8 protein-coding genes and 1 pseudogene are annotated in these 11,674 nt (G+C 64.6%); 8 read left to right on the top strand and 1 reads right to left on the bottom strand.

Translation table 11 applies throughout. The features are described 5' to 3' along the window. The first annotated feature begins 157 nt into the window (after positions 1–157). The 5 genes and pseudogenes from VMR06_RS08690 to VMR06_RS08670 all read left to right on the top strand — a co-directional run bounded on the left by VMR06_RS08690 (position 158) and on the right by VMR06_RS08670 (position 4,273). Complete coding sequence (locus tag VMR06_RS08690) at positions 158–1,063, top strand: LysR family transcriptional regulator (protein WP_325375228.1); 906 nt, start codon at positions 158–160, stop codon at positions 1,061–1,063. Positions 1,064–1,293: 230 nt separating this feature from the next. After that, a complete protein-coding gene (locus tag VMR06_RS08685) occupies positions 1,294–1,863 on the top strand; it encodes a TetR/AcrR family transcriptional regulator (protein ID WP_325375223.1) in 570 nt (189 codons plus the stop codon). A gap of 131 nt (positions 1,864–1,994) precedes the next feature. Next, positions 1,995–3,062 (top strand): hypothetical protein, encoded by a 1,068-nt coding sequence (locus VMR06_RS08680; RefSeq protein WP_325375221.1) that lies wholly within the window; start codon positions 1,995–1,997, stop codon positions 3,060–3,062. Further along, a pseudogene (locus tag VMR06_RS08675) lies at positions 3,059–3,796 on the top strand (SDR family NAD(P)-dependent oxidoreductase). The gene VMR06_RS08680 and the pseudogene VMR06_RS08675 overlap by 4 nt, the downstream one beginning before the upstream one ends. A 264-nt stretch (positions 3,797–4,060) precedes the next feature. Then, positions 4,061–4,273: a hypothetical protein gene (locus tag VMR06_RS08670; protein WP_325375218.1), complete on the top strand. Its 213-nt coding sequence runs from the start codon at positions 4,061–4,063 to the stop codon at positions 4,271–4,273. Here the strand turns inward: VMR06_RS08670 and VMR06_RS08665 are convergent. Then, on the bottom strand, positions 4,228–5,901 hold the full coding sequence (locus VMR06_RS08665) for an ankyrin repeat domain-containing protein (protein ID WP_325375215.1): 1,674 nt from the start codon (positions 5,899–5,901) through the stop codon (positions 4,228–4,230). The genes VMR06_RS08670 and VMR06_RS08665 overlap by 46 nt on opposite strands. A 925-nt stretch (positions 5,902–6,826) precedes the next feature. Here VMR06_RS08665 and VMR06_RS08660 point away from each other — a divergent pair. The 3 genes from VMR06_RS08660 to VMR06_RS08650 are packed head-to-tail and all read left to right on the top strand — an operon-like array spanning position 6,827 to position 11,159. Further along, entirely contained in the window at positions 6,827–9,211 is a 2,385-nt protein-coding gene (locus tag VMR06_RS08660) for a TonB-dependent receptor (RefSeq protein ID WP_325375213.1), read from the top strand. A gap of 41 nt (positions 9,212–9,252) precedes the next feature. Then, positions 9,253–9,930, top strand: a complete 678-nt coding sequence (locus VMR06_RS08655) for a response regulator transcription factor (RefSeq protein ID WP_325375239.1) — start codon at positions 9,253–9,255, stop codon at positions 9,928–9,930. Further along, positions 9,930–11,159, top strand: coding sequence for a HAMP domain-containing sensor histidine kinase (locus VMR06_RS08650; RefSeq protein WP_325375211.1), 1,230 nt, complete (start codon positions 9,930–9,932; stop codon positions 11,157–11,159). The genes VMR06_RS08655 and VMR06_RS08650 overlap by 1 nt, the downstream gene beginning before the upstream one ends. Positions 11,160–11,674: the final 515 nt, after the last annotated feature.

The following is an 11,674-nucleotide window of genomic DNA, read 5'->3' as shown; positions in this document are numbered from 1 at the left end:
GCTGCTGGACGACGTGGCGGCCGACATGGCCGGTGGCGCCGGTGACGAGAATGGTCATGGGAGTACTCCTTGGGTGGTGACGAGGTGCCATGGTTGTTGATCCGCATGCGGGCCGATAGCCCATATACTTGGATCGCCTGTCTCGCTGGTGGAACACATGGACCTACTCGCCTTGGCCGACTTCACCCTGGTGGCCCGCCACGGCGGTTTCGGGCGTGCGGCCCGCGCCGCCGAGCGGCCCAAGGCCACGTTGTCGCGGCGGGTGGCCGACCTGGAGGCCAGTCTGGGCGTGCGCCTGTTCGAGCGCGGCTCGCACATGCTGAAGCTGACGCAGGAGGGGCGTGCGTTGTTCGAGCGCACCGAAACCCTGCTGACCGAGATCGGCGAAGCGGCCACGTCGATCGCGTCGGGCGGCGAGATGCCACGCGGCAGGTTGCGCATCAGCGCGCCATTGCTGTTCTCGCAGATGGCGCTGGGCACGCTGTCGGCCCGCTTCGCGCTGCGCTATCCCGAGGTGCGCCTGGAGATCACCACGGAAGATCGCGCGGTGGACATGGTGGAGGAGGGCTACGACCTGGTGATCCGGGTCAATCCCGATCCGGACGAACGCCTGATCGGACGCGTGCTGTTGCGCGACCGCCTGGTTGCCGTGGCCAGTCCTGCGCTGGCGAAACCGGAACCGCAGGTCGCGGTGCGCGCGGTGGTGCGTGCGTCAGGCAGTCCCGCTGCGTGGGAGTTGACGACGATGGAAGGCGATGTGCGGATGCCCATCGAACCGGTGTTGCGGCTGGCGTCGCTGATCATGATCCGCGACGCGGTGCGCACGAGCATCGGCGCCGCCGTGCTGCCGCTGTCGCTGGTGGCCGGCGATCTGCGATCGGGCGCGCTGGTGCGGTGGGGTGACGTGAAAGGACGGCCCATCGAGATCTGGGCGCTCTATCCCTCGCGGCGCCTGTTGAGCGCGCGCGTATCCGCGTTCCTGGACCTGTTGAAGGACGCGTTTCCGCAAGGGCAGCCAGAGGAGCTGGCGGCGTACCTCGCTGGCGAGTTCCCCACCGCCTAGCGTCGAATGGTGGAGCACACCATGCGGGGGTGCGAGTTCTGCTTTCGACCCGGAGCTGTCTTTGGCCTTGCCGCAGTAGGCAGCTTCAGGGCCGACGCACGCCATGGTTGAGCTGAGGGGCAACGGACTCTCGCGATCTGAATGCGAAACAACACCCTTGAGTGGCTATCCTTGACCTGCGGTCCTGATCGGGATACGTTAATGAGCAAGCACTCAGGCATTAATACCATATGGCCCGGCCCCTCAGCGAAGAAAAGCGCGAAGCGATCCTCGCCGCTGCCGCCGAACTCGTCTCCAGCTTGGGCACCGGCGCACCCACGGCGAAGATTGCTGCTGCGGCAGGTGTCGCCGAGGGAACGCTGTTCATCTATTTCGCGACCAAGGACGATCTGCTGAACGAGCTCTTGGTCGATATTGAGACCCAGTTGGCTCAGGCACTGCTCATTTCCTGTCAGGGAGCCAAGAGCCCTCGCGAGCGCGTTCAGCGCGTGTGGGAGTGTCTGGTCGAGTGGGGCACGACGAACCCTGTTCAACGCAGGGCCATGCGGCAGCTCAAGGTGTCGGACCGCATCAGCGCGCAAACACTCCAGCGCTGCAGTGCCTTGTTCGGCGAGATCCGCGCGATGATCGAAAGAAGCCTGGCTGGCCATGCTGACCCCAAGCGCCTCCCTTTCTACATCGACCATGTCCTGATGGGCCTTGCGGATATCGCGATTGAGGCGACGGCTGCGAATTCGAAGAATCGCAAGCAGCACAAGGAAGCAGGCTTCGACCTGTTCTGGCGGGGGATCAAGGCCTGAGGCTTTCTCTTTTTACCCTTCATATGAGCATGTACTCACGCATTAATGAGGGCATTCACCTCCGCCGAATGACCGACGCCGACGTTCGGCGCCTGATCCTCGCCCAGCCGAAGCACTGAAAGGAACAAGTCATGCTCACCACCAAGCGCCGCGCATTGATCATCATCTCGTCCGCCCGACAGCTGCCGTTGGCCGAACCGGCCGACGTCAAGTCGATCTCGACCGGGTTCTTCCTGGTCGAGATGGCTCAAGTGCTCAAGGAGTTCGAGAACGACTACGAGTTCACCTTCGCCACCCCCGATGGCAACGCCCCGCAACTCGACATCAACGGCATGGCCCTGTCCATGCAAGCCATCGAGAAGACCGGCACCATTACCATTCCCCTGCGCATGCAGCAGCGCCGCCGCTCGTTCGACGTCCACAGCTTCCGGCAGCGCCACCCCGAGTTGGTCGCCCGCCGCGAGCAGGAAATCCGTCTGCTGGAGCGGCACATCGGCCGGATCCCGGTCTCCGAGCTATTGCCTAACAGCGAGCCGGAGCTCGCCGAGTACCGCCCCGAACTGATCCGCCGGTTGGACAAGCTGCCGGAGGGCACCTTCCAGTCTCTGCAGGAACTCGTCCTGCGTCACCGCGACCCGGCCGATCCGTTTACTTTTGCCGACTTTGACTTCATCCATACCCCTGGCGGCCACGCCCCCATGGTCGACTTCCGTGATAACCCGTGGCTCGGCGAAACCCTCCACGTGGCCCGGGAGAACAACGTCACCATCTCGCTGATCTGCCACGCGCCCATCGCGGTGACCTCCACCCAGCAGCGCGTCGACGCACAGGGCCGCCCCTACCGCGTCGGCGACAACCCGTTCCTCGCCGCCGCCATCTCGACGGTCCCCGCGATTGGCGAGTTGTTCGCGCTGCGGTTCCTGTACCCGCGCGTCCCGGGAAAGAAGACACGACTTTCCTATTTCGTCGACAAGGCCATCAAGGAAGCCGGCTTCAAACTCTCGACCTCCCTGAACATGGCTGCCCCGCTACTTGCCTACGAGCCGTTCGTGCGGCTGCTCACCGGCAACGGCCCGCAGGCCATCGACCAGCAGACCGCCAAGCTCCGCGCCATCCTCGCCGACACCCCGGCACGCCAACAGCAAGCAGCTGAGAAAGTAACTTTGGCCGTCCATAGCAATAGGAGGATTACATCATGAGCAAAGTTTGGTTTATCACTGGCACTTCGAAAGGCTTTGGCCGCGAGTTCGCCCTCGCCGCCCTCGAGCGTGGCGATAAAGTCGCAGCGACCGCCTGCAACACGAATACTCTGAGTGACCTGGTCGAGCAATACGGCGATGCCGTCCTCCCGGTCGAACTTGATGTCACCAACCGCGACCAGGTGTTCGCTGCGGTGAATTCCGCACACGAGACGTTTGGGCGAATTGACATCGTCATCAACAACGCGGGCTAAGGGCTTTTCGGAACGGTCGAGGAAATCACCGAGCAGCAGCTGCGCGACCAGCTCGAGACAAACCTGTTCGGCGTTTTCCATGTCACGCAGGCGGTCCTCCCGATCCTCCGCGAGCAGCGCGCGGGCCACATCATTCAGATCTCGACCATGGGCGGCATCGTCGCGTTCCCGACCCTTGGCGCCTACCACGCGTCGAAGTGGGCACTGGAAAGGATGACGGATGCACTCTCTCAGGAAGTCGCTGGCTTCGGTATCAAGGTCACCCTGGTCGAACCCGGTGGTTTCGCCACCGACTGGTCCGGTGCATCTGCCATCGTCGCCGACGCGCACCACGCGTACGCGGCTCTGCACGAGAACATGGCCACGATGCGGGCGCAGGTTGTACTTCCGCAGCCGGTCGGCTTCGGGTCCGCGATCCTCACGGTCGTGGACGCTGAGAAGCGCCGCTGCGCGTGTTCTTCGGGGAGGGGCCGACGCTGATGGCACCGCAGGTATATACCAGCAGCGCCTGGCCGAGTGGGCCCAGTGGGCGCACGTCTCCAAGGCCGCGGAAGGCAAGTAGGCAAGCCGGTTTCAAACTCGCGACCTCCCTCAACATCGTCGCCCCGTTACTCGCCCGACGTCCCTCCGCTTTTGAGTGGCGCAGCGATTTGGAGTCCAATCCCCAACGAGAAGGAGATTGGACGTGAAGAAGCGCTTTCCGGGGAATAGATCATCGACATCCTGCGCGAGGCCGAGGCTGGCGTGATGCCGATCAAGACGCTGTGCAAGAAGCACGACCTGACCGAGCAGACGTTGGACAGTCCAGAACTCAATGCGCTGTACCACAGCGGCCAGTGCGGGGCTGATCATCACCGAGGGCACGCCGATCTCGCCGTCGAATCAACCTCCATTGACCAAGCAATCTGCGTTCAACTCGAGGCGATGCTCGCTTCCATCAGCGCCGCCGCCTCATGAAAATCCTGATCGCGCGCGACGTCGATCGGTGTTCGGCCGTGGGCGTTACGCCTGCCGGCATCGGCGCCATGCGCGAGCAGGATGCGGGTGACCGCGGCCGCGCGATCAGGGTCGTCAGGCGGAAGGATGAAGAGAGGGGTGGGACCTTCGGGGTCGGACAGGGCCAGGTTGGCCCTGCCGGGATCTTCGCGCAGGATGGCCTCCAACCGCTCGGTCTGGCCCATATAGCCCAGCGTTCGCGGATCGCGGCTGAGCGGCGCGAGCCGCTCGGCGATATGCGGCTGGCCCATCATGACCGCCCAGCTCAGCGGCGTCCCGCCCCAGCGGCGCTCCTGCAGGTCGACATCGCCGCCCGCTGCAACGAGCAGGTCGACCGCCTCCATCGACCCCGATTGCGCCGCCCGGTGAAGCGGGCTGATCCCATCCTCGCCGAGATTGTGCGGCCGGGCGCCGAGCGACAGCAGCAGCGCGACGGCGCGGGCATTGCCGAACTCCGCGGCGGCGAGCAGGGGCGCGGGATCGTCGATCAGGCGCGGATCGGCAGCGAGCATGGCGCGCACCCTGTCGTCGTCGCCCGCAAGACAGGCGGCCTGGAAGGCCTGGATGCCCTCGAGCGCGACAGGCCGCGCGCCATGTCGTTCGAGCAGGCCGACCATCTCCAGAAAGCCCGACACCTGGGCGAGCGCGTGGACCGACTCGTGGCGATAGGGATCGATGGTGTCGGGATTGGCGCCGTGGTCGAGCAGCCACTCGGCGCGCGCGAGATGGTTCCGGTCAGCCGCGCGGCCGAGCAGGAAATCGAGCGTGCTGATGGCCAGATTGCCGCCCGGTCGGCCCGCCGACGGGTCACTCCACTTGTGCGCGACGCCTTGCGCCTCGCCATGTCGCCAGAGCTGCTCGTACCAACGTGCGTCGCCGGGGACGCAGGCGATGTTGTACAAGGCCTGGAGATCGAAAGGATCGGCGCCCGCCGCGACCAGCAGGTCGACGAGTGCTTCGGCCTGGGGATGGCTCGGCCTGTGCTGTTCGCCTAGCCAGATCGCGCCGGTCAGTATCTTGAAGGGGCTGCCCCAGCCGTCATCGAAACGGAAGTTGGGATCTGCTCCGGCATCGAGCAGCAGGCGCGCAATGGTGACGGCGTGTTCGGCGTCGAGTCGGCCATAGGCAACATAGGCGAGCGCGGTCCAATTGAGCCGTCCGCCGGTCCGCGTCGCGGCTATCGGATCGCGTGCAAGCCGCCGTTCGACCTGCGCCAGGTCGCCGCAGGTGACGGCCGTGAACAGGCTATGCCGGGCGATGTCCGGATAGAGATCGAGGATGCGGCGGGCGATCCTGGTGTCGCCGTCCCAGCCGTGGCGCAGCAGCCGGTCGAGGCGATCGGCGCGATTGCTGCCGGTGAGCGCCAGCTCCTCGATCGCCGCCTTGAGCGCCGTCCAGCTCTCGCAGCCATATTCGCGGGCCAGCGCGTGCTGGACGTCACGAAGTCCAGGATCGGCGGGGGCGGTGTACCAAGCCGCGGTCAGGCGTCGTTTTGCGTCCGGCTCTGCGGCGCGCAACGCCTTGAGCCAACGCTTCGCATCCTTGCGGAGGGTTTCGACGGAGGTTCGGGGCGTGAGGACACGAGTCATCTTCAACCTTCCTTCCCATCGCCTGACGTCCGCTTACGAAAGGCCGGAAGAAGGGTTCGTAAGATCGCTCGGTACTGACTGGATGGGAGGGGCTCCCTTGCCGCGGACAGGAGGCGCTCCAGATGCGCTCTGCCTCAATCATTGGCGAGCGTGTACCACCTGTCAAGGCGGCAACGCGGGCTCGGTCGAGGTCATCGCGGGTGTCCACATGTCCAACCAAGTCGAGTGGATGCGATGCAGCCTCTGGCTGCCAACGCATCAATGAAAGCGTGATCGTTGCGCGCTCATAGAAGTATCGCGGCATTCGACACCGTAGCCCGGCAACTGGAATGGCTTGTCTCGAACGAGTGACCGCAAGACGGCTTCCGGGCGGAAGCCATGACTGCACCACTTCCAGCAGGATCACGGCCAGCCGCGAAAGCAGCACCAGCCACGGTCAACACGATCGCCCCATGCTGCGTACCAGGCCCCGCGCATCCGGATCTGAGCGGCTGATGACGCCCGCCGGCCAGTTGAAGAATTCGTGCCGGCAGCGCTTGTAGATGATGAGGCTGCTGCCAAGCCACGGCTGCAAGGGTATCGACGCCATCGTCCCGAGCGACGCCGTACTTGTACTTGAAGGACAGTACGAGTGGCGGTGGACATGCGCACGCTGGACACGCCGTCGATCAACGAGACCAGACAGCCAGGTTGACAGCGACCGCTCGCTGCCTTGCGAACGACGGACGCGACCTGGGAGCCCGGAGGAGCGCGGTCTGCACGCGCCCCATCGCGGTCGGCTTTCGCGGAAGCAGACCTCGACAGCGCAGGGAGCAGGGAGGAGGTCGCTGCTGCGCCAGGATGGTGACCTTTTGGCGACATTTGCATTGTTAGTTTCGCGCTGCTTCATCAACTGGACATAGCCAATTCCTGGGGGTAGCGCGATATGAAGACGTACTGGAGACGGGCACTGTGGTTGGCTCTTTCGGCGCCCCTGATCGGATTTTCGCTGTCCACCCACGCAGCGGAGGCACCCGGCGCCCTGACCATCATCGTCAGGGATCAATACACGGAACGGCCGATTTCAAGCGTGCAGGTCACGATCACGGAACGGGAAACCGCTTTGGCGCGGTCTCTGCAAACCGATGCGCAAGGTCGCATCGTCGTTGAACAGCTCGATCCGGGCCTCTATTCGGTGAACGTGACCAAGGCCGGTTTCGCTCCGGTATACGAGCCCAGCGTACGCGTCATCACGCGGAAGAACTCCAGGATCGAACTCGAACTTGTTGCGCCGACGTTGGAAGAAGTGGCGGTTCAAGCACAGGCACTCGATGCATTCGCATCACCCTCCAGCACCTATCTCGATCGCGAAGCCTTACGAGGTGCCGTTGGCGGCGGCGCCGATCCGCTGCTCTCGCTGGATGGCCTGCCGGGCTTGGCGTCCGCCAGCGAGTTCGCAGCCTTCAGCGTGCGCGGCCGGGGCCCGCGGGACAACCTGATCTTCGTCGACGAGTTCCCGTTCGACAAGGCGGTGCACTTCGACGCGACGCTGGGCGAGGACGAGGACATCGGGGGTGGCGGTCGCTTCTCGATCTTCGCACCGAACGTCATCAGCGGTGCGGAGTTCTCACCGGGTGGGTGGGGTCCGGCGTATGGCGGGCGGGCCGGGTCGCTGCTCAAGCTCGACGTCGCCGACGGCAGCCCAAGCCCGTCGGCGAGTCTGCGCCTGGACCTTGCAGGCAATGAAATAGGCTACGACGGGCCGCTCGGCATCACCGAAGACGCCACCGTGCTCGTGTCCGCCCGCCGGCTGGATTTCGGTGCCTTCTTCGAGGACATCGACGAACTGGACATCGGAAATCCCGTGCTGAGGGACATCATCGTCAAGTCGGCCGTGCCGATCGACCCGTCCAACACGCTGGAGGTACTGCTCATCGATACGCGCGAGACCTACACGCGCGACGTGAGGCACGTCTTCGAGTCGCCCAACTTCGAGGATGCATCGCTCCTGGATTTCAGGCAGGACAGCGATCTGTACGGGCTGACCCTGCGATCATTGCTCGGTCAAGACGCTGTCTGGACCAACAAGGTGTACCACCGGGCCAGCAACAAGATCAGCTCGGAGGGCGAAGCCTTCCCTGACCTCGTGCCCCCCGGATCGCCGGCCTCCAGCTTCCCGGTGCGCGAAGACATCATCACGGTTATCGAAGATGAGACCGAGATCGGCTGGCGCAGCGACTTGGCGACGGTGAATCGATGGGGTGCTTTCAATGCAGGCCTCCAGCTGACGCAGATCGACCTGGACTACAGCACCGTGCTCGACGGCGACTGGATCCGGTACGTCTACGACAGCGATGACGTCCGGCCGGACCCCGGGCAGCACTTCATCGTATTGACGCCGGAGAACATCAACGCTGCGCTGAGCCGCAAAGCGACCAGCTACGCGAGCTACGTGGATCAGGTCTTCAAGCACAACACGTGGGATCTGCGCACGGGCGTACGGCTGGAACGGGACGGCCTGACGGACGAAACCCTCGTGTCGCCGAGGCTCAGGGCAACCTGGCAGCCGGGCCGGCGCTTCAGGTACTTCGCGACTGCAGGCATCTTCTACCAGTCACCACGGTTCCTGGACCTCGCGGCCAACGAGGCGAATACGCTCGAGAACGAGAAGATCACGCACAGGAGCGTCGGCCTCGAGTACTTCCCGAACGACAGCTGGTCGGTGTTGACGGAAGCCTATTACCAGGATCTGGCGAATCTGGTGGTCGATCTGGATCGGGCGAGCGGCACGTTCGCCAACATCGGCGACGGCACGTCCTACGGCTTCGATGTCGTGGTCAGGGGCACGATCCGAGAGGGCCTCTACGCGACTGCGACCTACTCCTACAACGATGCGGAAGTGGACCGCAAGGATGGCCGGGGCGCCGTCGCCGACGAGTTCAGCCGCGAGCACGTGGCGACCCTCGGCTTGACCTGGGAAATCACCGATCGCTGGAAGGTGGGGGCGCGCTACAAGTATTTGTCCGGCAGGCCGCAGGACGCCTTCATCATCCACGAAGACGTGCTGGGCCCCGGGCAACCGGTGCGTTACTCCAGGGAGACGACCGAGCGTGGCGTCGGTCGCAAACCCGGCTACGGCGTGCTGAACGCGCGTGTCGACTATCGACGCGCATTCGGCCCCATCGACGTCACCGCCTTTCTCGATGTCATCAACGTCACCTCGGCATCGTCGACCGACGACACCGAGTTCGACTACCGCAGGGGCGTCAACGTGAAGGACGACAGCGAGGCCGAGCCGCTGATCGGACTTCGACTAGACTACGCATGGTAAACGGGAGGCGGCAGATGGCAGGCGCTCTTGATGCTGCGCCGATCAGGGCGTTGATCGTCGAGGACAACCGCGACATCTGCGGGAACATTGCCACGTACCTCGAAAAGCTCGGCTATGTCCTGGATTTCGCCCACGACGGCGTCACCGCGATGAGCCTGGCGCTGACGAATCCGTTCGACGTCATCGTCCTGGACCTCATGATTCCGAGGATGGACGGCCTCACCTTCTGCCAGAGGCTGCGGGCCGATGCCGAAATCGAAACACCCGTCCTGATGCTGACGGCGCGGGACACGCTCGACGACAGGCTCAAAGGGTTCGACGCCGGCGCCGATGACTACCTGGTCAAGCCATTCGCGCTGCAGGAGCTGCATGCGCGCATCCGGGCCCTGTACAAGCGGAGCCACCGGAATGCCGACAACCTGCTGACCGTCGGCGACCTGACATTGAACCGGTCCACGCTGCAGGTGCATCGGGCGGGACGACGGGTCGAGATCAACCCTGCCGGCATCAAGCTGCTCCGACGCTTGATGGAGGAGTCTCCGTCCGTCGTGGATCGCGACGAGCTCGAAACGCTGCTGTGGGCCGACGAGCGGCCGGATGGCGATGCGCTTCGTTCGCACATGTACAAGCTGCGGCAGGCGATCGACAGGCCGTTCGACCGGCCCTTGATCCATACGGTGCATCGCATCGGATATCGAATCGCAGAGAATTTCCCGTAATGCTGCAACAAAGTTTGCGCAAGCGTGTCGAGTATGCGTTCGCGCTGTGTGTCGTCGGACTCAGCATGGCCTGGGGGCTCGCGTTCTACGCGGCCATCAGGTTCAGCGAAGATCGGGTGCTGGTCAATCAGCTGCAGCGCGCCGCCGAGAACTATCCCGATCTCACGACGAGTGTTCGGGGCTACGACGAGGCCGGGAGCTTGCCCGAGCCCCTGAGGGAATGGGCGCAGGCAGGCCCTGACGAGGGCCTGTACGAGTTCGTCGCCGAAGAGCTGCATGTCGCGGTCGTCCCTGCCGACAATGCAGGGGGGCGCGCCTTCGTGGTGTTCGATGTCGCCGGCATCGAGGCGGCATCCTCCGAGGACTGGTGGTGGCTCCTCGTCATCACCGGTGTCGTGAGCGTGCTCGGCACCCTGGGTTTCGGGCTGGGAGTCCTGGTGATGCGCAGAGCGGTCGCGCCGGTGGTGCAGCTCGCCGACGTGGTCGCGGGCATCGACCTGGAGCATCTGTCGGCCGCAGACCACAAGCTCATTGAATCCAGCCGGTTCGGAACGGACGAGGTCGGCGTCCTCGCCGGCGCCATCGAGAAGACGCTCAAGCGCATCAGCGCGTTCGTCGTGCGCGAGCGGGACTTCACCGGTTCCGCCAGCCATGAGTTGCGGACACCCATCACCGTGATCACGGGCGCGCTCGAGCTGCTGGAGCAAAGCGATCTGTCGGCCGAAGACGTGAAGGCGGTGGATCGGATCCGGCGCGCGACGCTCGAGATGAAGTCCACGATCGAGATGTTCCTGTGCATCGCTCGCGAAGCCGACGACGGGCTGTATGGCGAACAGTTCCTGGTCGCGCCCTTGATAAGCCGGGCGGTCGACCAGCAGCGCTACCTGCTGAACGGCAAGCGCGTCGAAGTCGACGTCGAAAGTCACGCGGCACCCGTCGTTCGCGGGCATCCGCAGGCCTTCCTCATCGCCGTCACCAACCTGGTTCGAAACGCATTCGAGCAAACGCCCGGCGGGCAGGGCCCGATCACGGTTCTCCTCAAGCAGCACGAGCTGCTGGTCACCAACCGGGTGGGCGGCGACGAGATTGGCCGGCTCATGCCGGCCGGCTCGTCTTCCGATGGACATGGCCTGGGGCTGGGCATCGTCCAGCGATTGTGTGAGCGCAACGGCTGGGAGTTCTCGCTGCAGGTGGACGAGGCGCACGTAACCGCCTGCCTTTCCTGGTGAGCACGACTACTCCTTGGCAAACAGCACAGACGTTGCAATCTGAGCTGGTCGCGGAAATTTGACGGTCCGATAGGCGGATTGCCGGCTCCAGTCGGGTGTTTTCTGCGACATGCCGGAGGGCTCTGTTGCAGTGGCAGCCGGCGATACGGCACTGAACTGCCTTTCACACCGCGCCGGCATGCACCTCGGGCAGGCGTATGTCGTTCGCGTGTCGCTGCGATGATTTCTCGACGAAATCCGCGGCCTGCCGGCCGGGGCTGCTGCCAATCAGTGCCCGCATGCCTCGCAACGGAGGACAGGATGGGGCGGCCTCTGCGGCACCTCCTTGCCCGCGGCCCGCGATGACCTGCCCGCGTACGCACACGTACAGAATCGATGTGTGACACTCGCGGCCGAGCGTGACGCCCGGCTGACCGTTTGCCTTGGCCGGAGGGGCAGGGTCGATGCCGCAGACCCGGCCGCGGGCGCAGGCGATCAACCGATCGGGTGCGGCGGTGCCGGCTTGTGGGGGGAAG

Source organism: Dokdonella sp. (assembly GCF_035511235.1).
GTDB lineage: Bacteria > Pseudomonadota > Gammaproteobacteria > Xanthomonadales > Rhodanobacteraceae > Dokdonella.
The sequence above is the reverse complement of the archived record's forward strand: the minus strand, read 5'-3'. Positions and strand labels throughout refer to the sequence as shown.

Excerpts from the sequence above, each read along its gene's own strand:
- VMR06_RS08690 (WP_325375228.1), top strand. The coding sequence starts at position 158 with ATGGACCTACTCGCCTTGGCCGACTTCACCCTGGTGGCCCGCCACGGC.
- VMR06_RS08685 (WP_325375223.1), top strand. The coding sequence starts at position 1,294 with ATGGCCCGGCCCCTCAGCGAAGAAAAGCGCGAAGCGATCCTCGCCGCT.
- VMR06_RS08680 (WP_325375221.1), top strand. The coding sequence starts at position 1,995 with ATGCTCACCACCAAGCGCCGCGCATTGATCATCATCTCGTCCGCCCGA.
- VMR06_RS08665 (WP_325375215.1), bottom strand. The coding sequence starts at position 5,901 with ATGACTCGTGTCCTCACGCCCCGAACCTCCGTCGAAACCCTCCGCAAG.
- VMR06_RS08660 (WP_325375213.1), top strand. The coding sequence starts at position 6,827 with ATGAAGACGTACTGGAGACGGGCACTGTGGTTGGCTCTTTCGGCGCCC.
- VMR06_RS08650 (WP_325375211.1), top strand. The coding sequence starts at position 9,930 with ATGCTGCAACAAAGTTTGCGCAAGCGTGTCGAGTATGCGTTCGCGCTG.